Annotated in this window: 20 protein-coding genes and 4 tRNA genes; 5 read left to right on the top strand and 19 right to left on the bottom strand. The window is 54.2% G+C overall.

The features are described from left to right. The first annotated feature begins 75 nt into the window (after positions 1-75). Positions 76-642 (top strand): bifunctional pyr operon transcriptional regulator/uracil phosphoribosyltransferase PyrR, encoded by a 567-nt coding sequence (pyrR, locus tag ACLTX1_RS07120; RefSeq protein WP_176821318.1) that lies wholly within the window; start codon positions 76-78, stop codon positions 640-642. 42 nt (positions 643-684) lie between these two features. Further along, positions 685-1,119, top strand: a complete 435-nt coding sequence (locus ACLTX1_RS07115) for a DUF523 domain-containing protein (RefSeq protein ID WP_316686012.1) — start codon at positions 685-687, stop codon at positions 1,117-1,119. A gap of 148 nt (positions 1,120-1,267) precedes the next feature. On the opposite strand, the gene ACLTX1_RS07110 is transcribed toward ACLTX1_RS07115, so the two are convergent. The 10 genes from ACLTX1_RS07110 to ACLTX1_RS07065 form a co-directional block, all read right to left on the bottom strand. Then, positions 1,268-2,680, bottom strand: a complete 1,413-nt coding sequence (locus ACLTX1_RS07110) for an aminopeptidase (protein WP_412330684.1) — start codon at positions 2,678-2,680, stop codon at positions 1,268-1,270. Further along, positions 2,673-3,236, bottom strand: coding sequence for a lytic transglycosylase domain-containing protein (locus ACLTX1_RS07105; protein WP_176821214.1), 564 nt, complete (start codon positions 3,234-3,236; stop codon positions 2,673-2,675). Before ACLTX1_RS07105 ends, ACLTX1_RS07110 begins: the two co-directional genes overlap by 8 nt. A gap of 41 nt (positions 3,237-3,277) precedes the next feature. Beyond that, positions 3,278-4,903, bottom strand: coding sequence for an L-threonylcarbamoyladenylate synthase (locus ACLTX1_RS07100; protein ID WP_412330683.1), 1,626 nt, complete (start codon positions 4,901-4,903; stop codon positions 3,278-3,280). Further along, positions 4,900-5,979: a peptide chain release factor 1 gene (gene prfA / locus ACLTX1_RS07095; protein ID WP_176821212.1), complete on the bottom strand. Its 1,080-nt coding sequence runs from the start codon at positions 5,977-5,979 to the stop codon at positions 4,900-4,902. The genes ACLTX1_RS07100 and prfA overlap by 4 nt, the downstream gene beginning before the upstream one ends. A 50-nt stretch (positions 5,980-6,029) precedes the next feature. Further along, entirely contained in the window at positions 6,030-6,227 is a 198-nt protein-coding gene (locus tag ACLTX1_RS07090; protein ID WP_176821211.1) for a DUF951 domain-containing protein, read from the bottom strand. Between the two features lie 164 nt (positions 6,228-6,391). Then, a complete protein-coding gene (locus tag ACLTX1_RS07085) occupies positions 6,392-6,943 on the bottom strand; it encodes a biotin transporter BioY (protein ID WP_308448131.1) in 552 nt (183 codons plus the stop codon). Positions 6,944-6,987: 44 nt separating this feature from the next. Beyond that, the gene (locus ACLTX1_RS07080; RefSeq protein WP_308448130.1) at positions 6,988-7,983 is read right to left on the bottom strand and encodes a biotin--[acetyl-CoA-carboxylase] ligase; all 996 of its coding nucleotides are present in this window, start codon (positions 7,981-7,983) and stop codon (positions 6,988-6,990) included. A 175-nt stretch (positions 7,984-8,158) separates the two neighbouring features. Then, complete coding sequence (locus ACLTX1_RS07075; protein ID WP_308448129.1) at positions 8,159-9,850, bottom strand: glutamine--tRNA ligase/YqeY domain fusion protein; 1,692 nt, start codon at positions 9,848-9,850, stop codon at positions 8,159-8,161. 43 nt (positions 9,851-9,893) lie between these two features. After that, the gene (gene gltX, locus ACLTX1_RS07070; RefSeq protein ID WP_308448128.1) at positions 9,894-11,342 is read right to left on the bottom strand and encodes a glutamate--tRNA ligase; all 1,449 of its coding nucleotides are present in this window, start codon (positions 11,340-11,342) and stop codon (positions 9,894-9,896) included. A gap of 154 nt (positions 11,343-11,496) precedes the next feature. Then, entirely contained in the window at positions 11,497-12,366 is an 870-nt protein-coding gene (locus ACLTX1_RS07065) for a M15 family metallopeptidase (protein ID WP_412330682.1), read from the bottom strand. A gap of 112 nt (positions 12,367-12,478) precedes the next feature. Here ACLTX1_RS07065 and ACLTX1_RS07060 point away from each other — a divergent pair, with 112 nt between their 5' ends. The 3 genes from ACLTX1_RS07060 to ACLTX1_RS07050 all read left to right on the top strand — a co-directional run bounded on the left by ACLTX1_RS07060 (position 12,479) and on the right by ACLTX1_RS07050 (position 14,435). Continuing rightward, positions 12,479-13,123, top strand: a complete 645-nt coding sequence (locus ACLTX1_RS07060; RefSeq protein WP_412330681.1) for a gamma-glutamyl-gamma-aminobutyrate hydrolase family protein — start codon at positions 12,479-12,481, stop codon at positions 13,121-13,123. Positions 13,124-13,213: 90 nt separating this feature from the next. Beyond that, a tRNA-Pro gene (locus tag ACLTX1_RS07055) sits at positions 13,214-13,291 on the top strand. Positions 13,292-13,451: 160 nt separating this feature from the next. Next, positions 13,452-14,435, top strand: a complete 984-nt coding sequence (locus ACLTX1_RS07050; protein ID WP_412330680.1) for a prepilin-type N-terminal cleavage/methylation domain-containing protein — start codon at positions 13,452-13,454, stop codon at positions 14,433-14,435. 149 nt (positions 14,436-14,584) lie between these two features. On the opposite strand, the gene ACLTX1_RS07045 is transcribed toward ACLTX1_RS07050, so the two are convergent. The 9 genes from ACLTX1_RS07045 to ACLTX1_RS07005 form a co-directional block, all read right to left on the bottom strand. Then, a complete protein-coding gene (locus ACLTX1_RS07045) occupies positions 14,585-16,339 on the bottom strand; it encodes a Na/Pi cotransporter family protein (protein ID WP_412330679.1) in 1,755 nt (584 codons plus the stop codon). Positions 16,340-16,523: 184 nt separating this feature from the next. After that, positions 16,524-17,369 (bottom strand): hypothetical protein, encoded by an 846-nt coding sequence (locus tag ACLTX1_RS07040; protein ID WP_412330678.1) that lies wholly within the window; start codon positions 17,367-17,369, stop codon positions 16,524-16,526. Between the two features lie 412 nt (positions 17,370-17,781). Continuing rightward, the gene (locus ACLTX1_RS07035) at positions 17,782-18,600 is read right to left on the bottom strand and encodes an SDR family oxidoreductase (RefSeq protein WP_412330677.1); all 819 of its coding nucleotides are present in this window, start codon (positions 18,598-18,600) and stop codon (positions 17,782-17,784) included. Positions 18,601-18,667: 67 nt separating this feature from the next. Next, positions 18,668-19,816, bottom strand: coding sequence for a phosphotransferase enzyme family protein (locus ACLTX1_RS07030; protein WP_395506484.1), 1,149 nt, complete (start codon positions 19,814-19,816; stop codon positions 18,668-18,670). A 236-nt stretch (positions 19,817-20,052) separates the two neighbouring features. Continuing rightward, positions 20,053-20,128 (bottom strand) — tRNA-Thr (locus tag ACLTX1_RS07025). Positions 20,129-20,160: 32 nt separating this feature from the next. After that, positions 20,161-20,237, bottom strand: a tRNA-Asp gene (locus ACLTX1_RS07020). Between the two features lie 4 nt (positions 20,238-20,241). Next, positions 20,242-20,317: transfer RNA gene (locus ACLTX1_RS07015), tRNA-Trp, on the bottom strand. Between the two features lie 187 nt (positions 20,318-20,504). Continuing rightward, the gene (gene pfkA, locus ACLTX1_RS07010; RefSeq protein WP_308448121.1) at positions 20,505-21,473 is read right to left on the bottom strand and encodes a 6-phosphofructokinase; all 969 of its coding nucleotides are present in this window, start codon (positions 21,471-21,473) and stop codon (positions 20,505-20,507) included. A gap of 153 nt (positions 21,474-21,626) precedes the next feature. After that, complete coding sequence (locus ACLTX1_RS07005) at positions 21,627-25,214, bottom strand: DNA polymerase III subunit alpha (RefSeq protein WP_412330676.1); 3,588 nt, start codon at positions 25,212-25,214, stop codon at positions 21,627-21,629. Positions 25,215-25,253 lie beyond the last annotated feature (39 nt).

The raw sequence follows: 25,253 nt of genomic DNA, 5'->3' as shown, positions 1-25,253 counted from the left end.
GACGCGTCTTGACGGAAAAGCGCCGAAATGCTACAATAAATCAAAGAGTTTAAAAAAGGATTGACAAGCATGCCTATGAAGCTGAAAGCCCAGCTGATGGACGATGTTACCGTAAAGCGCGCTTTGACGCGGCTTTCTTATGAAATCATTGAAAAAAGCCGCGACCTCGAAAACGTGGTGCTCATCGGCATCAAAACGCGCGGTGTGCCGCTTGCGGAGCAGATTGCGGCGAACATTGAGACACACACCGGTGTAAAGGTGCAAACCTGCACACTGGATATTACATTCTACCGTGACGACCTGACAAAGCGGCACGACCTGCCGACTGTGAACACGCAGACACTTCCGGTCGACCTCAACGACAAGGAAGTCATTTTGGTGGACGATGTGCTGTTTACGGGCCGCACGGTGCGCGCGGCAATCGACGCGGTGTTCCGTTTCGGGCGGCCGGCGCGCATTCGGCTGGTCGTTTTGGTCGACCGCGGTCACCGCGAGCTGCCCATTCGCCCTGATTTTGTGGGCAAGAATATCCCCACCTCTCTACGCGAGATCATCGCCGTGCATTTGGAAGCTGTGGACGGCAAGACGAACGTGGAAATCTACGAGCAGGACGAGAACGAACCGGAAATCTACGGGCAATGACCCGCTTTTAGTGCAAAAATCAAATTTAAAGAAGGTATAAACATGGCTGTAATTTTGGCAAGCAGCTGCCTTTTGGGCTGCGAATGCCGCTATAAGGGCGACGGCTGCAAGTGCGATGCGCTCATTAAGCTTGCAGAAAGCAACACGATCATCGGCGTATGTCCCGAGCAGATGGGCGGTCTGCCCACGCCCCGCGACCCGGCGGAGCGGCAGGGTGACAAGGTGATCTCCTGTGCAGGCAAGGACGTGACGAAGGCGTACACAAAAGGCGCAGAGACGGCGCTGTACTTTGCGAAGCTGAACCACGTGGATTTTGCCGTGATGAAGGCGAAAAGTCCGTCCTGCGGCAAAGGACTCATTTACGATGGCACGTTTACGGGCAACAAGATTCCCGGCAACGGTGTAACCGTGGAGCTTCTGAACGCGAACGGCATCCCGGTGTTTACAGAGGACGAATTGGATCAGCTGCCGCTGTAAAGTTAAACATCTTACCACAAAGAATTGGGCCTGCTGCGCTTTGCGGCGGGCTTTTTGCTTGAAGATATAAAGAAAAGCTGTACGTAAAGCAATGGAACTTTACGTACAGCTTTTTGAAATTTTATGTAATGCTATTTTGCTTTACAAATTACTTCTCGTCGAAGAACGCCTTGAAGCCCTTGTAGGCCATGTAGACATCGAGCTTGGAGACAACCTCAAACGGTGCGTGCATGGAGAGCACCGGCACACCGATGTCGAGCACGTCGACATTGAGGTTCGCGATGAACTTTGCGACCGTGCCGCCGCCGCCCTGATCGACCTTGCCGAGCTCGCCGATCTGCCAAAGCACGCCTGCATCGTCAAACGTGCGGCGGATTTTGGCGACGAACTCTGCGTTCGCGTCGGACGTACCGCCCTTGCCGTGTGCGCCGGTGTACTTGGCTATGCCCAGACCGCCGTTGATGTAGGTGGAGTTCTGTGCCTCGTAAGCGGAAGCATAATGCGGATCATATGCCGCGGTGACGTCGGCGGAAATGCAGGTGGACTTGGAGAGCACGTGGCGCGGCTCTTCACCCTCTGCCTGCGCGAGGTCAGCGATGAAGTAACGCATGTACTCGGAGTTGAGGCCCGTGTTGCCGTCGCTGCCGGTCTCTTCCTTATCGGTGAGCACAGTGACGACGGTCTGCACCGGGTTCTTGCAGTTGAGGATAGCTTCAAGTGCCGGGTATGCGCAGACGCGGTCATCGTGGCCGTAAGCGCCGACGAGGCTGCGGTCAAAGCCGATATCCACCGCCTTGAACGCCGGGACGAACTCGATCTCTGCGGAGATGAGGTCGGCTTCTATGATGCCGTACTTCTCGTTTAAGAGACGCATGATGTTCAGCTTATATGCATCCTTAGCCTCCTCGTCGCGAACCGGGCGGCTGCCGATGAGAATGTTAAGGTCTTCGCCTGTAAAGGCAGTACCCAGCGGCTTTGTAGCCTGATCCTGACCGAGGTGCGGCAAAATGTCTGTGATGGTGAACTGCGGATCGCCCGCTTCTTCACCGATGCAGACCTTGATGACCGTGCCGTCGCTCTTCACGACAACGCCGTGCATGGCGAGCGGAATCGCCGTCCACTGGTACTTTTTGATGCCGCCGTAGTAGTGCGTTTTGAGGTACGCCATCTCGGAGGATTCATAAAGCGGGATGGGCTTTAAGTCGAGACGCGGGTTATCGATGTGTGCTGCGGCAATGCGAACGCCGTTTTTGCAGCCCTCTTTACCCATGATGGCAAGGCAAATTGCTTTACCGCGATTGTTGTAGTACACTTTGTCGCCCGCCGCATACTTGTGCTTCGGGTCAAACGGCACAAAGCCGTGCTTTTCTGCAGCCGCGACCGCGTACTCGACGGATTCGCGCTCGGTTTTGGCGCTGTTTAAAAATGCCTTGTAGCCTTCGCAGAACTTATCTGCTTTTTCGATCTTCTCATCTGTGACCTTGAAAAAGCCGTTCTTGCGCGGGTTGAGGAGCATTTCGGACAGCTCTTTTGCGGATTTTTCCGCTGCTTTTTTAGCCATTTTCAATTCCCCCATACAATTTTTCGTAAGTTTCTTTATACTGAAGGACTTTCTGGACGTAAAGACGCGTTTCTTCAAACGGAATTTCTTTTAAGGTCACTCCGTCTTCGGAATATGCGGGGTCCGAAAGCCACGACGTAACGTTTCCCATGCCTGCATTGTAGGCGCAGACCGCTGTGGCGAGGTTGTCGTACTCGTTTAAAAGCACGCGCAGCAGCGCACAGCCGTATTTGATGCTGATTTCGGGGTCGAGCAAAGCGCTTGCGTCATATTCCCCGCCGATATGCGTTTGCATCCAGTCAAACGTTTCGGGCATCATCTGCATAAGCCCGAGCGCGCCGACCGGAGACTCCGCCTCGGGGTCGAAATCGCTTTCCGCCTTGATGACGGCATAGACAAGGCTTTGCGGCAAGTCGTACTCCTTCGCTTCTTTTTTGACGATGGATCCGTACTTGCGCGGGTAAAGCATGTGGTCTACATCGGGATGCAGCCTTTGCACTGCGAAAACAACGAGCACGGCAGCTGCAATGCCGGCGATAAGAATCCATGGCCACAAGGGCTTCTTTTTGGACTTTTTTAAATGTTTGCTTCTCTTATTCAATCGGATTCACCGGGGTGTGCGCAGCCAAGCACTGCGAGCATATTATCCATATCGTCCGCCGAAACAGCGACGGTGTTATCGAGTGTGTAATCGGAGCGGTCGATGTAAAAATCGTCGCTCTGCTGGGCGTGCATGCGCGTCAGGGCCTCCTGCTCCGTGAGACCGTCGCGGCGGCAGATGCGCCCAAGGCGCACGGTTTCATCCGCAAGAACGGAGACCACACGGCGGCAAAGGCGATCTGCACCGGCTTCAAACAGCGTCGGAGCGTCGAGCACGATGACCTTTGCATCTTTATATGCGGCAATCTCCTTTTTGAGACGCGCTAAGATCACGGGATGCGTGATGGCGTTCAGCTTCGCTTTGCCCTCTTCGCTTGCAAACGCGAGGTTTGCGAGACGACGGCGGTCTAACGTGCCGTCTTCTTTTATAATAGCACGGCCGAACGCATTTTGCAACTCCGTAAGACATGTTCCTGCATAAAGAGACGGATCGTGCGTAACGGCGTCGCAGTCGATGATGACGCAGCCGCGCGCCTTAAGCTGCTTTGCGACCGTCGATTTGCCCGCGCCGGTCTGGCCCGTAAGGCCGATGACGAGCTGCTCGTTCGGCGTTACGATGCGGAACGCACAAGCGCGAATGAGACGGTTATAAACCGCAAGGCCTACGCCGCTTTTGCGCGGCATACGGGCGTAAACGGTCTTTGCGCCGATCTCATCGAGGTGATGGAGCGACGTGAAAAGCCCGTGCGCCTGCGAAAGGGAATCTGCGGCGCTGCCGTAGGGCACGCACCGGTTTTTGAGGTACGGCACGTCTTCGTTAAAGCAAAGTGCAGCTGCTTCGGAGTGCGTATGCAAAAACGCGGCGTAGTCTTCGGCGGAAGCGTCCACCATGTAGACATCCGCTTTCGGCGCGTAGTGCTTGTATTTCATGCCGGGCGAGGCGACCTTGGCGTTTTCCGCGGGCTTTTCCAGCACGGCGCGGTCCACGTCTACCCTGCCGAGCACGCGGCGCAGCTGCTCCACGGAAATGCCGCCCGGGCGCAGCACACGCGGTATCTCGGTGACGACGGTGATAACGGTGGACTCCACGCCGACCTCGCAGTCGCCGCCGTTCACGATGCCGTCTACGCGGCCCATGAGATCATCGCACACATGCGGGAACGATGTGGGGCTGGGCAGACCGGAGAGATTCGCGGACGGCGCGGCAAGCGGCACGCCTGCGGCGTTAATGATCGCCCGCGCGGTGGGATCGGACGGCATGCGGACGGCAACCGTATCGAGACCGCCGGTCGTCTGCATCGGCACAAGCGGCGATTTTTTCATGATGATGGTAAGCGGGCCCGGCCAAAAGGCATCTGCAAGCTTTTTGGCGGCTTCGGGAATCTCTTCGACAAGCGCAGGCAATTCTTTGATATCCGCGATATGCACGATGAGCGGATTATCCGACGGGCGACCCTTCACTTTGTAGATCTGTGCGGAGACGGTAGGGTCCAGCGCATTGCCGGCGAGGCCGTAGACGGTCTCTGTGGGGATGGCGACAAGACCGCCGCGGCGCAGAATCTTCCCCGCTTCTTTTATATCCTGTTCGTTTTTTTCATCCAATAATCGCGTATCCATGTTCATCCGTTCTCCATGCTCTCTTTTAATTTTTCGGCGCGGTCTGCGGCGATGAGTGCGTCAATGATTTCATCGAGGTCACCGTTTAAGACGTCGAACAGGCGGTAGATTGTCAGGCCTATGCGGTGATCGGTCACGCGCAGCTGCGGGTAGTTGTAGGTACGGATGCGCTCCGAACGGTCGCCGGTGCCGACCTGACTTTTGCGGTTTGCGGCAATCTCGGCGTTTTGCGCCGCCACCTTAGCGTCTAACAGTCGGGCACGCAGGACGCGCAGGGCTTTATCTTTGTTTTTGTACTGGCTGCGCTCGTCCTGACACTCGACGACCGTGCCGGTGGGCAGGTGCGTAACACGGATGGCAGACGACGTTTTGTTGATGTGCTGCCCGCCCGCGCCGCTGGAGCGGAATGTATCAATCTTTAAATCTTTCGGGTCGATCTCGAGCTCGACCTCATCGGCTTCCGGCAAAACGGCGACCGTAGCGGTGCTTGTGTGGATGCGGCCCTGCGTTTCCGTTTCCGGCACGCGCTGCACGCGGTGCACGCCGCTTTCAAATTTTAATCTGGAATACGCGCCGTCACCGTCGATTGTGAAGCTGACTTCCTTAAAGCCGCCAAGCTCCGTTTCATTCAGGCTGACGATCTCCGTTTTCCAGCCGCGCTTTTCGGCGTACATGTTGTACATGCGGTAAAGGTTATAGGCGAACAGTGCCGCTTCCTCGCCGCCTGCGCCGCCGCGGATTTCCACGATAACACTGCGGTCGTCGTTGGGGTCGCGAGGCAATAATAAAATTTTGAGTTCTTCCGAGATGCTTTCGATATCGCTTTTGGCGGCGCTCATCTCGTCGCTCGCCATTTGGCGCAGCTCTTTATCGGCTTCGGAGTCGTTTAAAATCGCTTCGGCATCCTCGAGCGATGCTTCGGCCTTTTTTAAGGCGCGGTATTTCTCCACGATGGGTTCGATTTCTTTGTGCTCCTTCATGAGGTCGCGGTAGAGATTGCGGTCTGCCGCAACGGCGGGATCATAGAGCTTCATATTAAGCTCTTCATATCGGTTTTCAAAAACCGAGAGATTTTCAAACATAGCAAAGCTTCCTTTCAGACAGATAGTAAAATGAAACGGTCTGAGAGGCGCTACTGCTCGCTGCCGGCACTTTCGCGCACGATCTTGCGAATGTTCTTTTCACACTTGTGGCGGGGCACCATGACTTCTCTGCCGCAGCCGGTGCAGCGGATTTTAAAATCCGCGCCGATGCGCAGCACTTCAAACACGTTTGTCCCGCAGGGGTGCGGCTTTTTCATTTGTAATTTGTCGCCTACCCGAACATCCATGGTACAGCCTCCTTTATCGTGTATTGGGCGCGAATGCTCCCTTGAAAATTCAGTATAGCACAATGCTGTATTGATGTCAAAGCAAAAGACCGCCTGCGCGGGACTTTCCCTTGCAGACGGCCTTTTCGGTTTCTATTTTATTCCAAACGCTTTGTGAAACGCTTTTACGCTGCGATGTGAATGCCGCTCTTCTTCAGCGCGAAACTGAGAGCAGTCGCTACGCCGTAAGCCGCCGCAACGGAGACGATGTCCTTGACGAGATACGGCACGGAGGCCACAAGGAACGCCGCCCACGGGCCGTTGCCGGAGATAATGCCGAACTGAATCGTGCCGCACAGATGGCAAGCCGCAAGACCCGCAACACCGAGTACAATGGCGAGCACACGGTGCGGCATTTTTGTGCCGAGACCGCACAGCGCAGCCATGGGCAGAAAGCCGTAGATGTAGCCGCCCGCGAGACCGACAAGCGAACCGAAGCCGCCGGAGAAGTTTGCAAACACCGGCAGACCGACAGCGCCGAGCACGATATAGACGAGCACGGCGAGCGTGCCGCGCTTACAGCCGAGTGCATAGCCGCACAGGGCGACCGCGAAGGTCTGTAAGGTGACCGGGATGCCGCTCGGCAGCGGGAACGAAATCTGTGACAAAACGGCGAGCACGGCGGCGAATACGCCGACCATGACGATATTGGTGATTTTCTCTCTGTTGCTGTTCATGTTATTTACCCCTATTCATTTCGGAATACGGCACACTAAGCAGTTTATTCGGCTTTTGGGTTTGCAAAGCCCTTGTGGATCTGCACCTCGCCTGCGGAAAACGCGCGCTCCTCGCCGCTATCGAGACGGACGAGCAGGTGCGCTTCGTCGCTGATACCGGTGACGACACCGCGGTACGTCTCCTCCCCGAGCGAGAACGTGATGGCGCGGCCGGTGAGGAACGAATGGCTGCGGTACGATTCGATGAACGCGTTTGAGCCGAGGTTCTTATACAGCGCGAAAAAGCGGCTGATGACGGCAGCCGAAATGCGGCTGCGCATCTCCACGGGGCACGGGCCGTCGAAAATAGCACCGGCGATGGAGCGAATCTCCTCCGGGAAGCCCTCTTCCGGCACAGCGATGTTGATGCCGATGCCGAGCACGGCCCAGTTGAGACCGCCGTTTTCAAAATCGACGGAAGCTTCCGTTAAAATGCCGCAGACCTTTTTCTCGTTGAGGTAAACATCGTTCACCCATTTGATTTGCGGGTTTAGCCCCGTGACCTGCTCAATGGCTTCGCACACGGCGACCGCTGCGGTAGTCGTGATGAAAAGCGATTTTTCAGCGGTGCAGTGCGGGCGGAGCAGCAGGCTGAAATAAATACCTGTACCCGGCGGCGACGTGAAGTGCCGACCGAGCCTGCCCTTGCCTGCCGTCTGCGATTCCGCAATGAGCACGGTACCCTCCGGCGCGCCCTGCTCCGCCTGTGCCTTTAAAAGCGTATTGGTAGAGGTGACTTCGGTCTGCACCTGCAAGTAAACCGGCATATCGGTATCGAGGAACCGTGAGACACTCTGCACGGTGAGCACATCGCTTTCCGGCGCCAGCGTGTAGCCGCGCTTTGGCACGGCGCGAATTTTATGCCCGGCTTCTTCAAGCTTTTGAATGGCTTTCCACACGGCATTGCGGGAAACGCCGAGCGACGACGCAAGCTGCTCGCCGGAGAGGTATTCTCCGCGATTTTTTTCAAGCGCGTCTAAAACTGCATCTTGTATGCGCATAAATTTCCTTTCCGGCAAAACCGGCAGCGAAAATTTCGTCTACCAGTTTACCACACACAAAGCGTTTCGTCAACCTAAAATTAAAATTAAGGTGACGAATGACAAAACACCGATTGAATGGAACAACAAAAGCCCGCACAGCGCATGGTTTTGCACTGTGCGGACAACTATTCCATTACTTCTTTTTTTTGAAGCCGTCCTTCAGCGAAACGGAGCGGTTGAAGACAAGGTGGTCTTCTGCGGAATCCTTGTTATCCACGCAGAAATAGCCCTGACGCATGAACTGGAAGCTCTCGCCCGGCTTTGCGGTTTTGAGGCCCGCTTCCACCTTGCAGCCCGTGAGGACCTTGAGGGAATCCGGGTTTAAAAGCTCTAAGAAATCGCCTGCATCCGGGTCTTCCACAGTAAAGAGGTTATCATAGAGGCGAATTTCGGCGTCTTCGGCGTTCTTCGCGTCCACCCAGTGGATGGTGCTCTTGATCTTGCGGCCGTCTGCCGGGTTGCCGCCGCGGGACTCGGGGTCATACTCCGCATAGACCTCGACGACGTTGCCGTTTTCGTCCTTTTTGCAGCCGGTACATTTGACAACATAAGTGGTTTTGAGGCGCACTTCATTTCCCGGGAAAAGGCGGAAATAGCCCTTTACAGGGGTCTCCATGAAGTCTTCGGCTTCAATGTACAGCTCGCGGCCGAACGTGACCGTGCGGGTACCGTCTTCGGGACGGTTCGGATTATTCTCGACCTCGAACGTCTCGGTCCTATCTTCGGGATAGTTCGTCAAAATGAGCTTTACGGGGTTCAGAACGCCCATGACGCGCTTTGCCGTGAGGTTCAGGTCTTCGCGCAGGCAGTGCTCGAGAAAGCTGTATTCCACGGTAGAGTTCACCTTGGAAACACCGTTGCGCACGCTGAAATTGCGAATGGAGGCCGGGGTGTAGCCGCGGCGGCGCAGGCCGCAGATGGTGGGCATTCTCGGGTCGTCCCAGCCGCTGACATAACCGCCTTCGACGAGTGCGCGCAGCTTGCGTTTGCTCATGACCGTGTTGTTGATGCCGAGGCGGGCGAACTCGATCTGACGCGGCTTTGCGGGCAGCGTGACGTTGTTGATAACCCAATCGTACAGCGGACGGTGATCCTCAAATTCCAACGAACACAGCGAGTGCGTGATGTGCTCCATGGCGTCTTCGATGGGGTGCGCGAAGTCGTACATCGGGTAGATGCACCATTTGGTACCGGTGCGATGGTGCGGCATGTGGTTGATGCGGTAGATGACCGGGTCGCGCATATTGAAGTTGCCGGAAGCGAGGTCAATCTTTGCACGGAGCGTCATTCTGCCGTCTTCAAACTCGCCGGCGCGCATGCGGGCAAACAGGTCGAGACTCTCCTCCATCGGACGGTCACGGTACGGGCTCTGCGCCGGGGTGGTGAGGTCGCCGCGCATTTCACGCATCTGGTCAGGCGTGAGCTCGCAAACATAGGCAAGACCCTTTTTGATGAGCTCTACGGCGCCGTTGTACATATCTTCAAAATAATCGGAAGCATAGTAAAAGCGGTCTTCCCAATCGTAGCCGAGCCAGTGGATATCTTCCTTGATGGCATCGACGTACTCCACGTCTTCCTTTGTGGGGTTCGTGTCGTCCATGCGCAGGTTACAGATACCGTTAAAGCGCTCTGCGGTGCCGAAATCGACGTAGATCGCCTTGGCGTGGCCGATGTGCAGGTAGCCGTTCGGCTCCGGCGGGAAACGGGTGTGCACCTTCATGCCTTCGCAGCGGCCGCCCTCTGCGAGGTCTTCTATAATAAAATCATCGATAAAACTGCTGCTGATCTCCTCGGAGACCGCTTCGTTTTTGATCTCTTCACTCATAATTTGTCCATACCTTTCCTAATATCAGGTTTTTCCTCTTGCTTTATGCGTTCTCGATCTTTTGAAGGCCGAGCTGCAAACGGCGCAGCGCCTCCTCTTTGCCGAGCACGGCGAGAATTTCCATAGCGCCGCCGGGGGTAACGGTCTGGCCTGCCGCCGCGATGCGTACCGGCCACAGCAGAGTGCCGTTTTTCACTTCGAGGCTCTGTGCGAGGGCAATGAGTGCATCGTGGATGGTATCAACCTGCCAGTTTTCGATGGCGGACAGCGTCTCGATGGCGGCACGCAGCATGACGGGCGCGTTCTCGAGCGTTGCCTTGCTCTTTTTGTTTATGAAGAGGTCTGCGGAATATTCCGGCAGCTCTTTGAAGAAGCCGAGCAGGCTCGGGATTTCCTTAAACTTCAAAATACGCGGCTGCAAAATGGCGTCGAGCACGTCGTACGGCTTTTCTGCGTCGCCGAAAATCTCTTTGTAGTACGGCATCGCCGCGGTGCGGAACTCTTCCCCGCTCATCTTGCGGATGTATTCGCCGTTGAACCACAGGAGCTTATCGTAATCGAACACGGCGGGCGATTTGCTGATGCCGTCGATGGAGAATGCTTCTTCGAGCTCTTTCAGCGAGAAAATTTCCCGGTTGTCCTTCGGGCACCAGCCGAGCAGCGCGATGTAGTTCGTGATGACCGGTGCGAGGTAGCCGTCTTCGAGGAGGCCCTGAAAGCTTGTGGAACCGTGGCGCTTCGAAAGCTTTGAGACGGAGCCGTCTTCATTTTTGCCCATGATGAGCGGCAGGTGCACATAAATCGGCTTTTCCCAGCCGAACGCGTCGTAGAGCATGTTGTACTTCGGTGTAGAGGTGAGGTACTCGCAGCCGCGCACGACATGCGTAATGTGCATGAGGTGGTCGTCGATGACGTTTGCAAAGTTGTAGGTCGGGTAGCCGTCGGACTTTAAAAGCACCTGATCTTCGATCTCTTTGTTTTCGATCGTGATGGTGCCGTAAACGGCGTCTTCAAAGGACGTGGAGCCCTCGAGCGGCACACGCTGACGAATGACATACGGCATACCGGCGTCGAGGTTCTTCCGGATTTCCTCTGCGGGCAGGTCGCGGCAATGACGGTCGTAGCCGCCGAACTCGCCGTCCTGATGAATGGACTCGAGGCGCTCTTTGGTGCAGAAGCAATAGTATGCCTTGCCCTCGCGCACAAGCTGCTCTGCGTAGGGTTTATAAATATCCTTGCGTTCGCTCTGTACATACGGGCCGTATTCGCCGCCGATGTCCGGTCCTTCGTCATGCTGCAGACCGACTTGCTGCAGTGTATTATATATAACGTCTGTTGCGCCTTCTACATAGCGCTCCTGATCTGTGTCTTCAATTCTGAGCACAAACGTGCCGTTTTGGGACTTCGCCACCAGATACTCGTACAGCGCCGTTCTGAGGTTTCCGACGTGCATGAAACCGGTAGGGCTCGGCGCAAAGCGTGTGCGAACCATTAAAACAACCTCCTTGGTTTTTCGGTGCGTTGCTATCCATGCCGCGGCATGAAAAAATACTACACCATCATATAATGTTCTATTATATATCTGTGCGCAAAATTTTGCAATAAAAAAACGGGAAAAAGCGCCATCTTTTTCCCGTTTTCTGTTCTTAATTGCCCTTGAGGAACGCCACGTACTCTTCAAGGCACATGTTAAGCTCGTTCATGCGCTGCGCGTGCTCCTTGCCGACGTAGCGGTAATGCCACGGCTCGTAATCGATGCCGGTGATGCTCTCCTTGCCTTTTGGGTAGCGCTCGACAAAGCCGTATTCTGCGGCGTGCTCCTGCAGCCATGTGTAGGCTTTCGTCTCGCGGAAATCGTCTTCAACGTCGTTGAAATCGACCGCAAGGCCGGTGTGATGCTCGCTGTACCCCGGCGCCTGAATGGTGATCCGCGCGTCTTCATACGCGTTTTCATAGGTCATGCCGTCTGCCATGCGGCGCTGCACGGCGCGATCCAGCACGCTTTCCTGCTCCTCCACGCTGCGATAGCCCGAGGCAACCCACAAATTGATCTCGTCGTTATACGCTGCATTGATAAGCGCCGTGAGCTCCGGGTACATTTTGGAGTTGACGGTGATGGTATCGAACAGCGTCGGGGTCATTTGGAAATCGTCCGGCAGCGGCACTTCGCTGTTCACAAGCACAAGCCGCCAATCGCCGAGCTGCTGAAAGGCAGATTCGGGAGCAGAGGTCGTTTTAGAAAGCACACTTGCTTTGTCTGAAGTGCTCTCCGCAGCGGTGCTCGGTACCGCTTCCGGCGAGGCAGCAGCTTCTATGGGCTCTGCATTTTGATGCGGCATGGCAAGCAGCGCTGTGATGATAAGCACAGCCGCAATGCACCCTGCCCCACTAAGCAAAAGCCGTGCACGCGATTTCAGTACACGTGCGGGAATCCTGTTACGCTTCTTCCGTTTTTGCGGCTGTTTTAATCTGTAATGTCCACCTTGCGGCCCTGCCATGTGCTTTGCCACGTTCATGCTCCCTTTTCTTTCGTATCTTCTATTGCAAGTATACCACATAACTGGTATACTAATCCATAGTTCCTAAATTGTTTTTTCATCTTTTTTTCATTTTGAAGGAGTGACCTTGATGAAAAGGATCTTTATGCGCGGCAACCCCGGCGATTTTGCAAATTATGTGGCGGCGCTGACGGCTTGCGGCGCGGAGCCGGTAATCTCGATGACACTTTCCGACGCAGACACTTGCGACGGCCTGCTGATCCCCGGCGGCGCCGATGTAAATCCTGTGCTCTATGGGCAGGAAAACACGGCGAGCGACGGCATCGATGACAGCCGTGATGCAGACGAGATTGCGCTTGCAAAATGCTTTTTTGCAGCGGGCAAGCCGGTATTCGGCATTTGCAGAGGGCATCAGGTGCTGAACGTGGCATTCGGCGGCGACCTCATTCAGGATGTGCCGGACCCGCAGCACCACATGGCGGCAAAAGAGACCGGCGACGCCATTCACACGGTACGCGCGCAGCATGATCTGATGCGCGAATTTTACGGCGAAGAATTCCCCGTGAACAGTGCACACCATCAGGCCGCAGGTAAGCTCGGCGCGGGACTTATCCCCCTGTGCGTCAGCGACGACGGCATCAACGAGGGCTTTATCCATGAAAACGGCAAGGTGATCGGCGTGCAGTTTCACCCGGAGCGCATCGGCTTTGCGCACCGCCGCCCCGATGCAGTGAACGGCGAAAAGCTGTTTCGCTATTTTCTGAGTCTGATTTAAAGCCGCTTTCTTCTATTTTCCGTTTCCGCATAAAATTGTGAAAAAACTGCTTGCTTTTTTCCCGGGCATCGTGTATAATAAATTCGTTATCCGGGTGTAGCGCAGTTTTGGTAGCGCGCTTGAATGGGGTTCAAGAGGCCGCAGGTTCAACTCCTGTCACTCGGACCATACATAACTGGACACCAATTTCGATACGACGCGTATCTTGATTGGTGTCCAGTTCCTTTATTACAGAGGTTTTGGTTTCCATGGGTCTTTACCATACGACTTAATCCTCTTTTTTCGCAGAAATTCTTTCCGGCGGAAAATATTGCAGAGACCTTCGGTGATGAACTTCGATGTTTATTTTCACCATGTATTTGTTCTATTCAAAGATAAAGCAGGGATCATAATGAAGCAAAACAAAAACGGATTCACATTGATGGAAATGCTAATTGTCATTGCAATCATCGCCGTATTGATTGCAGTTGCCATTCCGGTATTTGCGTCACAGCTTGAAAAAGCCAGAGAAGCGACAGATCTTGCAAATGTCCGCTCCGCTTATGCACAGGTGTCTACAGAGGCGTTGCTCGGAGATTCTGAGGCTACCGTAACCGTCGATCTAAAACAGAAGCAGGCCGACTGGCAATCCGTAGATCCTGTGAATATCGGCGGTATTGTTCATTCCAAAAGCCAAGGAGACACGAAGAACTGGATAGGCGTTGCTGCGCCAAACGGAACCTGTGTCGTATCGTATAAGGAAGATTACGGAATCATTCTCACTTGGAGCGGAAAAGCCGATCCATCTATATCTAAATACCCGTTTAACACAAACATAACGGATTTCTTCCCACTTCTATACCGTACGGATTTTTGGCAAGACATGAGAAACAATACAAACTTTGAGTTTGACTCCAGATGTCCGGATTCGAAATATGTTCCATCCATTACCGCAGAGATTAATAAGCTGAATAACAGTCTTTTGCAGCAGCCTAATTGCACATGGGCCTATCTTGGCAACGGAAGAGACGGACAAGAAGCAAATCGGTATCTTTTCTGGACATCTCTGGACACGGATAAGGTCGGGCCCGGACAGAAAATCCCCGTAATTATTCAAACCGGTGACGGGAACTATTATGTTTCCGAAACCACGACCGGTAAGCGAAACGGTAAGGACTATGTTACCGTTTCAAAATCGCTTATTACGCAAAGTCAGTATAAGGAAATTCTGAAAAAAGGAGAGAAGTTTTCTTCGTTGGAAGAGTCTTACGATGCCTACCTCAAAGCATTGGGTAATTCCGAATACGATTCCGTACGCCAGTCTCAGTCTTAAAATGCTCTATTCCGTTACAACCTCTAAATCAGCATTCTCAGCAACTTCATCCAATACAAAAAGAGACAGCCTAAAGTGATATGCCCCCATACCGGGTGTCCGGTATTGGGGTACATATCAAAGCAGACTGTCTCTTTTTACTTGATTGATTATGTAGTTATACTGCCTGCAAGCGGTATTTTTCCGCGTAGGTGCCGTAGGCGCGCGGTGTCAACGTCGGCACGCATGGCGCGCAGCGTTTCGTGCAGATTAAGACCGTGGTTTGCCGCATCCAGAACGCAGCCGGCGATGTTGGAGCAGTGGTCAGCCGTTCGCTCGAGATCCGTCAGCAGGTCGGACCACACGAAGCCCGCTTCAATACTGCAATGACCCTGCTGCATGCGCAGAATATGGCGCGTGCGCATCTGCTCCTTCAGTGCAACGATGACCTGTTTCAGCGGCTCTACCTGTGCGGCGGCCGCAAGGTCTTTTTCGCTGAACGCGCGCTCTGCCGTATTCAATATCTCACTCACCGCGCCGATGAGCACCTTCAGCTCTTTTTCTGCGGTGGCGCTGAAGCCAAGTCCCTTGCTGCGCAGTTCTTCCGATGCCGCAAGCAGGTTCACGGCGTGGTCGGAGATACGCTCAAAATCGCCGATAATTTTTAATAATTCGGTGGCTTCTTCGCTTTCGGCATCGCTCAGCTGCTGGGCGCTCAGGCGCACCAGGTATGTGCCAAGCTCGTCTTCGTAGCGGTCGCAGCGGCTCTCGTTTTCACGGATGGATTCCGCAAGCTCCGGCGAATAATTTTCAAAGGTCGTCAGCGCCATATGCAGCGCTTCGCCTGCGCAACGTGCCATTTCGCCCGCAACGGCGCGGCAGCGGCCGAGCGCGACGGACGGTGTGATGAGCAGACGTTCTTCAAGTTCAACAGGCTGCTCTTTGCCGCCCTTATCCGGCACGATGCGGATTGCGAGCTTTTCAAGCAGGCCGCCTGCCGGCAGCAGCATCGCCGTGCACAGGATATTAAAGAGCGAGTGTGCAATCGCGATGCCGGACATGGTGGCGTTTTCATCCAGAATAGCCGGTGCAAACACGATCTTTACAATCCAGAAGGCCGTCAGTAACACGACCACGCCGATAACGTTGAACATCAAATGGACAACTGCCGCGCGCTTTGCGTTCTTCTGTGTGCCCACGGAGGAGATCAGCGCCGTAACGCAGGTGCCGATATTCTGGCCCATGATAATCGGGATAGCCGCCGCGTAGCTGACCTGCCCCGTTACGGCCAATGCCTGCAAAATGCCCACGGAAGCTGAGCTGGACTGGATGATACCTGTCAAAAGCGCGCCCGCAAGCACGCCAAGAATCGGATTTTTGAACATCAGGAACAGCGAAGCGAACGCCGGTACATCTTTAAGGCCCGAAACCGCGCCACTCATGGTTTCCATGCCAAACATCAAGGTCGCAAAGCCGAGCAGGATCATGCCGGTATCTTTCTTTTTACCGGACTTGCAGAACATATAGAAAATGATGCCGATGAGCGCCAAAACAGGCGTGAAGGATGACGGCTTTAAAAGATTCACCCAAATATTGCTGCCGCTGATGCCCGCAAGGCTCAACAGCCACGCCGTGACGGTGGTGCCCACGTTCGCGCCCATGATAACGTTGATGGCTTGCCGCAGTGTCATGAGCCCGGAGTTTACGAAGCCCACTACCATGACTGTCGTCGCCGACGAGCTTTGAATGATGGCTGTGATGCCGAGGCCCGTCAAAAAGCCCGCCGGTACACTGCCGGTCATTTTATCGAGCAAGCTTTGCAGCTTGCCGCCTGCGCGGCGCTCCAAGGCCTGCCCCATCAGGTTCATGCCGAACAGGAAAAGACACAGCCCGCCGATCATCGTCAGTACATTGAAAATATCCATACCCGATTTTCCCCTTTTAACATTCTTTTACACGTATAGGAGTATATCGTGTCTATGTCAAATCAACTGTGTGTTCTTTGTAAAATCCATGTAAAATCGCTTGTTAAAAAACGACACAAAGCATGAATATCCCCCGGCGAAAAACCGGAGGATATCTACGCTATGCGTCCTGCTGAATTTTGCTTTACACGGTGCCGGTGATAACAACCTCCGCGGTGCCGGGTGTAGTGGCCCATGTGCCGTTTTCGTTTTGCGTATACTGCGCGGCGGGAACGGTGATCTGTCCCGGAAGCGTTGCGAACACGCCGGTCGTTTCACCATACGTGTACTGCGTACCTGCTGTCCAAGCGGTGCCGTTAAACGTGACCGCAATGTTTTTGAGGATCGGGTCAAACGTATCGGTCAGCACGATGCGCTCGGCTTCGGAAGCTTCGGTGTTGCCCGTGTTTTCGATGACGAACGTATACGTAATCTGCCCGTTCCCCGTGACGACCGCAGGACACAGCGCTTTGCTGATGGTGAGCACCGCGCGATCATCCGTAGAGACCGTTTCCGACGCGCTGACTTCCAGATTGCCGTCCGTGACATTTGCGGTATTCGTGATGCTGCCGTTCGTGCCGAGCGGTGCATACGCTGTGACCTCTGCCTCGTAAACGAGCATGATGCTGCCGTTTGCGGGGACATTCGGGACCGTAATGACGAGCGGCGGCTCCGGCGTTGCGGTGGGCGCGGTCTGCAAGACGCCGTTTACATAATACCGAACAGAATTCGGCACATACGCGAGCGGATAGACAGTCCCGCTATTAAATTCATACGCGCCGAGGTTATCGGTGACCGTGAGATTTGTCACCGGCTGCGCACCGCTGTTTACGATAGAAATGATATACGTAATCTTATCGTTTGCGGCGTAATTTTTCACCACGGCGGTTTTGGTAACGGTCAAGACCTCCAAAAGCTCGCCCGTGACGGTGTTGGAATTCGTTGTGCCTCCGTTATACGAAAGCGTCGCGAAATTTGTAAAAGATGCCATAAAACCCCTCCTTGTTTTCGGGGACTTTCCCCTTGTACAAGTTATGCCGAAGGGGGTTTAAATGACACTTTTGAGCTTGCGGCTTTTTGCATTCTTCATGTCTTTTTAAGGAACCTCTTGATAGGATTTCTTACGGCTAAACAGCCCACCGGACCGTTTAGCCTATCTTCCTGATCTGTTGTGAGGCAAAAGGATTTCGAGCTCTGCGCAGGTCGTGGGCGAGCCCGGCGTGCTGCGCATGCAGCCGGAACCGGTGCGTGCGGCCTGTGAACGCGCCCATGCGCTCGACAAATTTGTTTAATTTTACATAATTTAGTTTACATAAGATTATTGACATAATTAGATTTCAATCCATTAAAAATCTCCTTTGAAGAACCCGTAAAACCGGGCTTCAAAGGAGATTTTCGTTTTGTTATTGGCCGAGCAGCGAAAGATTATAGTCTTCAATGCACGTCGCAAGGCCTTCGGCGGTCGTCTCAAATCCACCGCCGGCGTTTTTAAGCTTTGCACAATTCATCCAGAGGTTTTCGCCGCCGGACTTTTCCTGCAAATTGAGCTTCATGCCTGTTTTTTCCATAAACAGCTCCGCAAGCGCGTACATGGAGACGTCTGCCTCACTGCCGAAGTTATACGCGCCACCGGGCAAATTCACAGCCTGCAAGGTCTGCTCTGCAACCTCGCGCACATAGGTGATGCCGCGAAATTCCTCTTTGGAAAGTGCAAGCGGCTTTTGGGTGATGGCGGCGTTCAGGAACATCGTGATGAGGTTGCTGCGGTTCGGCACGCCGAACATGGGCATGTCATACATCCACGTCGCACGCAGCATGACGGCGTTCGGGTCGATCGCGAGAACGCGATTTTCCATTTCCAACTTCTCTTCGGCGTAGAGATTTGCGGTCGCAACGTCGTCTTCCGTAAACGGCTTATCGCCCTTTGCGCCGCTGTACACCTGATCGGAGCTGAACAACACGAGCTTCGCACCGTTTGCGGCTTTGGCCAAATACTCCGGCACCAAAACGTTTGCGTGGTATGATCCTTCCGGGTCTTTGGCACACGCACCGATGTCCGAGATTGCCGCGGTGTGAAGGATGGCGTCCGGTTGCACGGTGTCGATGAGGCGGTCGATATCCTCTTTTTCCGCCCCGCGCAGAGACGGCGCACAAATAACGGGCGCCGCCGCACGGATGCGTGCCCCTACAAAGCCATTTGCGCCGGTCAACAGAATTTTCATGATAAACTCCTCCCTGGTTTTAAAAACGACCCGACAAAGCTGCCGGGTCGTCTGGATGCAAAATGAATTATGCGTTTTCGGTCTCTTTGTAGCGGCGTGCGCAGTCCTGCACGATGGCGTTCATCGCGTCCATTTTATTCAGCATGTCCTTTGCAAGGGCAATCTGGCAGCGCGTACGAACAAGGTTATGCTGTGGCTTTTTGACCTTAAAGTACTTATCGCCGACGATGTAGTCCGCGAGGAAGCGCGTTGCAAGCTCGCAGGTAAGCGCAAAGCAACTGAGCGCCAGCGTATCCACTTCGGTTTTCGTCAGAGACGCGGCGGTCTTTTTGAGGAAGCCCTCGGCAAATGCCCAGAAAATATTGAGGTTTACGCCGGCCTTTTCCGGATAATCGCAATCTTCTTCCACAAAATTTGCAGCGAAGCGGATGGCATCGCCGAAATCGTGGCCGACAAGGCCCGGCATAACGGTATCCAGATCGATGACAACGAGCGCCTCGTGCGTCTTCTCATCGAACAGCACGTTGTTGATCTTTGTATCGTTGTGCGTAACGCGCAGCGGAAGCTCGCCTTTTTCAAAGAGGTCGGTCAGGCGGCAAGCCTCGTCCTCTACGGAAAGCAGCCAATCGAGTTCTTCGCGCACCTCTGCCACACGATTGCACGGGTCGGCAGCCATGTCTTCCTTCAGCTTCTCATAGCGCTTGCGCGTATTGTGGAAATCCGGGATTGTGTAGAAAAGGGAGTTCGCATCGAAATCTGCCAACATCAGTTGGAAATCGCCGAACGCCTCACCTGCACTGCGCACCACGTTCAGGTCGTCGCAGGTATCGAACGTCACAGACGGCACGTAGTTGCTGAGCCGCCAGAAGCCGTCATTATCCATCAAATAGTTGACGCCGTGCTTCGTGTGATGGAAATGCAGGCTTTTCGTATTCGGGCATTTTTCACGGATGTGCTCCGTGACACGGTCAATGTTCTGCATCAGCTCAATCGGGTGCTGAAACGCATATGTATTGACGCGCTGTACAAGGAAAGACTTAATCTTTGCCATGCCGGTACCGTCATCGCGAATATAATTGACTTTGTAGGTGTGGTTCACGTTGCCCATTTTGATTTCTTCGTACGAGAAGAACGGGCCTTCAATGCGGAATTCTTCGCCGACCTCGAGTAACTTTCGGGCGATCTCCGGGTTCATGTCCATTTCCGGAATACTCATAATCCTCTGCTCCTTCAATTTTCTGGCAGTTTGGCCGCTGCTTTTTAAGCATAAACATAAAGGGAAAACTATAAAGATTATAGCAGAAATACGGTAAATTTCAAGTCGAAATTATGAATAGGCGCAAAAAGGCCGTTTTTCTTCAAAAACGATATACTGCCGACTACTTTTTTTGACTGTATGACCTCTCGAAAACACAAACAAAAAAGGACTCTGCATTTCTGCAAAGTCCTTCTTGGAGCTGCTAACCAGATTCGAACTGGTGACCTCGTCCTTACCAAGGACGTGCTCTGCCTACTGAGCCATAGCAGCATACGCAAAAGGCAAGATGAACTCGCCTTTTGTGGCGACCCGGAACGGGCTCGAACCGTCGACCTCTAGCGTGACAGGCTAGCGTTCTAACCAACTGAACTACCGGGCCATGGTGGCAGGGGCAGTAAGATTCGAACTCACGGCACGCGGTTTTGGAGACCGCTGCTCTACCAACTGAGCTATGCCCCTATTTATCTCACGGCCTCTTTTCGACCGCTCGATTATTCTACCACGAACTGCGGAAAATGTCAACCTATTTTCCCAAAAATAATTATTTTTTACCCCCGACAAGGTGCTTTATGCAAAAAATGCAGACACCGTGCCGAAAAACAGGAAACGCCCGTCCTTTTGGAACAGGCGTTTCGGTAACTTAACTTTAGCGGGAAAGATCCTGAGAAATCTTGTAGAGCTTCTCGTCGAAGACACGCGGCATCTCGAGGGCTTCGGTAATGTCGAAGTCCACGATGCGTTCGCCCTGCATGACGACAACGCGGTTGCTCTTGCCGTCGCGGAGCAGCTCAACTGCGTGGTAGCCCATCTGGCTTGCCACAACACGGTCACGGAGCGTCGGGGAACCGCCGCGCTGTACATGGCCAAGGATGGTCGCACGGCTCTCGATGCCGGTCTCCTCTTGGATGCGCTTGCAGATATCTTCGGAGTGACCTACGCCCTCTGCAACGACCACGATGAAGTGGCGCTTGCCGGTCTTCTGTGCGTAGCGGATGCGCTCGATGATGTCCTTTTCAAAGTCATACTTCACTTCCGGGACGAGCGTTGCGATTGCACCGACAGCGATGCCGGTGTTGAGTGCGATGTCGCCGCAGCGTCTGCCCATGACCTCTACAACGCTGCAGCGGTCATGAGACTCTGTGGTATCGCGGATGCGGTCGATCATTTCCATAGCGGTGTTCATCGCCGTGTCATAACCGATGGTATATTCGGAGCTCGAAATATCGTTATCGATGGTGCCCGGAACGCCGATGCAAGGAACGCCTGCGCCGGTCAGGTCGCGTGCGCCGCGGAAAGATCCGTCGCCGCCGACAACAACCACGCCGTCGATGCCCAGTTCGCGACATTTAGCAGCTGCCTTTTGAACGCCCTCCGGGGTATTGAACTCGGGGCTGCGCGCCGTAAAGAGCGCTGTGCCGCCGTGCTGGATGATGTTGGAAACGCTGCGAAGCTCCATTTTCTGCACTTCGCCGGTCAGAAGACCGTTGTAGCCGTGACGTACGCCATATACCTCCATGCCGAAGGAGATCGCGGTGCGGACAACAGCACGAACCGCAGCATTCATGCCCGGTGCGTCACCGCCGCTCGTAAGTACTGCGATTTTCTTTGCACACATTGTAAATTCCTCCACTTTCTTATTGAAAATTGCAAAGTTAAAAATGCAATTCAGCAATTTATTCCATTCATTTTTGATTATACCCCTTTTCCCTGACGGTTTCAAGAGGTATTTTGTCTTTTTTGAAACGGTTTTTGTTTTTTTGAGAATTTCTTATTCTTTCAGCGCAACATTTCCCTCGCCGAGAAGTTTTTTCAATGCGGAGACGAGTTCGTAGTTCACCGCAACGCGGTAACGGGCGGGCGCGCGGACCAGCTTTTTCGTGTCCGTATAATATAGATAGAGGTCGGTCACACCGTCGAAAATCTCGATGTACTGCATCGCCTTTTTGCAGAGCGGGTCTTCGGCGTTCGGCACACGCAGGTAAAGGCCCTTATAGGCTGTGTTATAGCCCTTAATCTGCACACCGGGCCGCTCTTCCCCGCGCGGCGGCGTGACGCTTTCCGGCACAGCGGCAGGCTTTTGCGAGTCCCTTTTCTTTTCCTCAGGCGCAGGCCTTCTGCGGATCATCATTTCTTCCGGCGAAAACGGTGCCGAGGCATATTCGCAGATGAACTTCGGGTCTTTTTCTTCCGTAAAGCTGATGCGTCCGTGCGCCCAAACAGAGCCGCCCGGCGCAAAAAGGTCGCCGTATTTTTCCAAAACCTTCGGGAAAACAAGCGCCTCCATAGAGCCATACATGTCTTCCAGCGTGACGAACGCCATGGCAGAGCCGGAGCGCGTCACCTTCTTTTTCACGCTTTCCACAACGGCCAGAACGTCCACATACTGCTCGTCTTTATATTGGTCGGATTCCCCGGCGGCGCTGCGGGCAATCTCATCAAAGCGCGCGGCGATGCCGGCGTTATAGACCTCCGCATACGGCGACATGGGGTGTCCGGAAAGGTACATGCCGGTGACTTCCTTTTCCATAGAAAGCAGTTCGGTTTTGGGGAACTCCTCGGCTTTCGGCATCTCGAAAGATTCCGTTTTCTCCTCCCCGCCGAAGTCAAACAGGCCGATCTGTCCCTCTATGTTGCGGCGTTTGTCGTCCTCCAGCTGATCGAGCAGCGGGCCGACCGCCATCAGCATTTCGCGGCGGTTATTGCCGAGACCGTCGAACGCACCGCAGCGGATAAGACTTTCCACGGCGCGGCGGTTCAGGTCTCTGCCCTGCATGCGCTTGCAGAAATCGTAGAAGGTCGTGAACGGGCCGTTCATCGTGCGCTCGGACAAAATGCGCTGTATCAGGCCGCGCCCGAGGTTGCGGATGGCGAGCAAACCGAAACGAATGCTGTTTTCAAAAACGGAAAAGCCCTGCTCGCTCTCGTTCACGTGTGGCGGCAGCACGGCAATATTCAGCCTGCTGCATTCTTCCATATACGCCGCAATCTTGCCTGCGGATGCAAGCACACTTGTGAGCAACGCAGCCATGTATTCTTTCGGATAGTGATATTTGAGGTACGCCGTGCGATACGCCACAACGGCATACGCGGCGGCATGGGACTTATTAAACGCGTAGGACGCAAAGCTTTTCATCTCATCGTAGATTGTCTCGGCGGTCTGCTCGTCCACGCCGCGGGCGATGCAGCCTTCAATCTCCACGGTGCCGTCCTCACGCTTTAAGCCGTGAATGAAATACTCACGCTCCTGCTCCATGACATCGTGCTTTTTCTTGCTCATGGCGCGGCGCACAATGTCCGCGCGGCCGAGCGAATACCCCGCAAGCTCGCGGAAAATGCGCATGACCTGCTCCTGATAAATGATGCACCCGTAGGTGACATCCAGTATTTTGGAAAGGCGCGGGTGGCGGTACGTGATTTTATCCGGGTGCTTGCGATTTTCGACGTACATGGGGATGAACTTCATCGGGCCGGGGCGATACAAAGAGATAACGGCGATGAGGTCTTCAATGCTCTTGGGGTCGGATTGCATGATGACACGGCGCATACCGGCGGATTCAAACTGGAACACGCCCTCTGTTGCACCGCTCGCGATCATTTTAAACACGTCCGGGTCGTTATCCGGCGCGTTTTCCACCTTAAAGCCCGGCGTGTGTTTCGCAATCATCTGCTCGGCGTGGTCGATAACCGAGAGGTTGCGCAGGCCAAGAAAGTCCATCTTGAGCAGACCGAGCTGCTCGATGGCCGTCATCGTGTACTGCGTAACAGGCGAATCGTCGTTCATGCTCAGCGGCACGTAATCGACGACCGGGCGGTCTGTGATGACAACACCGGCGGCGTGCGTGGACGTGTGGCGCGGCATGCCCTCAATTTTGCGCGCCATGTCGAGAAGCTCGTGCACCTGTTTGTCGCTTTCATATAAATCGCGCAGCTCAGAGACGCGTTCCAGCGCGGCATCAATCGTGATGTCGAGCTCCATCGGCACAAGCTTTGCGACGGTATCGCACGTTGTGTACGGAATCGCCATGGCGCGGCCAACGTCGCGTATCGCAAGGCGCGCCGCCATGGTGCCGAACGTGACGATCTGCGCCACATGGTCGGTGCCGTATTTTTCCGTGACATACTCAATGATCTCCTGTCGGCGCTCGTCGCTGAAATCGACGTCGAAGTCCGGCATACTGACGCGCTCCGGATTCAAAAAACGCTCGAACAGCAGGTCATACCGCAGCGGGTCAACGCCCGTGATGCCGATGCAGTATGCGGCGAGGCTGCCCACGCCGGAGCCTCTGCCCGGGCCGACCGGGATACCCATGCTTTTCGCCTGACGGATGAAATCGTACACGATGAGGTAGTAGTTTACATAACCCATCGTATCAATCGTCGAAATTTCATATTCAAGGCGGTCTACGATTTCTTTTTTCGGGTTTTCGCCGTAGTGTTTGTGCAGACCCGCGTAACACATGCGGCGGAAATATTCGCGGTTGTCGCTGCCGTCCGGCGTATCAAAGCGCGGCAGCTTCGTTTTGCCGAACTCAAATTCTACATTGCAGCGGTCGGCGATTTTCTGCGTGTTGTCCGCTGCCTCGGGACAATCCGGGAACAGTGCACGCATTTCGTCTTCGCTTTTAAAATAGAATTCATCGGAGCCGAATTCCAGCGTATCCTCATCCTCCACCGTGCGGTTCGTCTGGATGCAGACGAGGATGTGGTGCATTTTGGTGTCTTCTTTTTCGATATAGTGGCAGTCGTTCGTCACGACGAGCGGAATGCCCGTATCTTTTGACAATCGGATTATTTGCGGGTTGATATGTGCCTGTTCGCGCAGGCCGTGGTCTTGTAATTCGAGGTAAAAATTGTCCTCGCCGAAAATCTCACGGTAGCGCAGGGCGGCGGCTTTGGCTTCGTCATAGTCGCCGACGGAAAGCGCACGCGGGATCTCACCCGCAAGGCAGGCGGAAAGCGCGATGAGCCCCTCGCTGTGTTCACGCAGCAGCTCCATATCGGCACGGGGCTTGCTGTAAAAGCCCTCTGTCCACGCTTTAGAGACAATGGCGACAAGGTTGCGGTAGCCCGTTTCGTTTTTGCACAGCAGCACAAGATGCCGGTTTTCGTTATCGATGCCGTGAATTTTATCGAACCGGCTGCGCTTTGCAACGTAGATCTCGCAGCCGATGATCGGCTTGATGCCGCGCTTTTTCGCTGCTTTATAAAAGTCGATCACGCCGTACATCACGCCGTGATCGGTAATGGCAACGCTTTTCTGCCCCATCTCCTGCGCTTTATCGAGCAGCTTTTCAATGCGGCAAGCGCCGTCCAAAAGGCTGTATTCGGTGTGCACATGCAAATGTGTAAACGCCATTTTCGCCCTCCTTTTCCATTTAAGTTTACATAATCAAAT

It is taken from the genome of Hominenteromicrobium sp., assembly GCF_046974225.1.
In the GTDB taxonomy this organism is placed as follows: Bacteria; Bacillota; Clostridia; order Oscillospirales; family Acutalibacteraceae; genus Hominenteromicrobium; species Hominenteromicrobium mulieris.
Note: the sequence above shows the minus strand (reverse complement) of the source record. Positions and strands in the feature narration are given on the sequence as shown.

Coding starts and splice junctions, on each gene's coding strand:
- ACLTX1_RS07085 (WP_308448131.1), bottom strand. CDS start 6,943: ATGAACAGCAACAGAGAGAAAATCACCAATATCGTCATGGTCGGCGTA.
- ACLTX1_RS07075 (WP_308448129.1), bottom strand. CDS start 9,850: ATGAGTGAAGAGATCAAAAACGAAGCGGTCTCCGAGGAGATCAGCAGC.
- ACLTX1_RS07100 (WP_412330683.1), bottom strand. CDS start 4,903: ATGAACATGGATACGCGATTATTGGATGAAAAAAACGAACAGGATATA.
- pfkA (WP_308448121.1), bottom strand. CDS start 21,473: ATGTGTGCAAAGAAAATCGCAGTACTTACGAGCGGCGGTGACGCACCG.
- ACLTX1_RS07065 (WP_412330682.1), bottom strand. CDS start 12,366: ATGAACGTGGCAAAGCACATGGCAGGGCCGCAAGGTGGACATTACAGA.
- ACLTX1_RS07005 (WP_412330676.1), bottom strand. CDS start 25,214: ATGGCGTTTACACATTTGCATGTGCACACCGAATACAGCCTTTTGGAC.
- ACLTX1_RS07030 (WP_395506484.1), bottom strand. CDS start 19,816: ATGAGTATTCCGGAAATGGACATGAACCCGGAGATCGCCCGAAAGTTA.
- pyrR (WP_176821318.1), top strand. CDS start 76: ATGAAGCTGAAAGCCCAGCTGATGGACGATGTTACCGTAAAGCGCGCT.
- gltX (WP_308448128.1), bottom strand. CDS start 11,342: ATGGTTCGCACACGCTTTGCGCCGAGCCCTACCGGTTTCATGCACGTC.
- ACLTX1_RS07115 (WP_316686012.1), top strand. CDS start 685: ATGGCTGTAATTTTGGCAAGCAGCTGCCTTTTGGGCTGCGAATGCCGC.
- ACLTX1_RS07060 (WP_412330681.1), top strand. CDS start 12,479: ATGAAAAGGATCTTTATGCGCGGCAACCCCGGCGATTTTGCAAATTAT.
- ACLTX1_RS07110 (WP_412330684.1), bottom strand. CDS start 2,680: ATGGCTAAAAAAGCAGCGGAAAAATCCGCAAAAGAGCTGTCCGAAATG.
- ACLTX1_RS07050 (WP_412330680.1), top strand. CDS start 13,452: ATGAACTTCGATGTTTATTTTCACCATGTATTTGTTCTATTCAAAGAT.
- ACLTX1_RS07080 (WP_308448130.1), bottom strand. CDS start 7,983: ATGCGCATACAAGATGCAGTTTTAGACGCGCTTGAAAAAAATCGCGGA.
- ACLTX1_RS07035 (WP_412330677.1), bottom strand. CDS start 18,600: ATGAAAATTCTGTTGACCGGCGCAAATGGCTTTGTAGGGGCACGCATC.
- prfA (WP_176821212.1), bottom strand. CDS start 5,979: ATGTTTGAAAATCTCTCGGTTTTTGAAAACCGATATGAAGAGCTTAAT.
- ACLTX1_RS07090 (WP_176821211.1), bottom strand. CDS start 6,227: ATGGATGTTCGGGTAGGCGACAAATTACAAATGAAAAAGCCGCACCCC.
- ACLTX1_RS07045 (WP_412330679.1), bottom strand. CDS start 16,339: ATGGATATTTTCAATGTACTGACGATGATCGGCGGGCTGTGTCTTTTC.
- ACLTX1_RS07040 (WP_412330678.1), bottom strand. CDS start 17,369: ATGGCATCTTTTACAAATTTCGCGACGCTTTCGTATAACGGAGGCACA.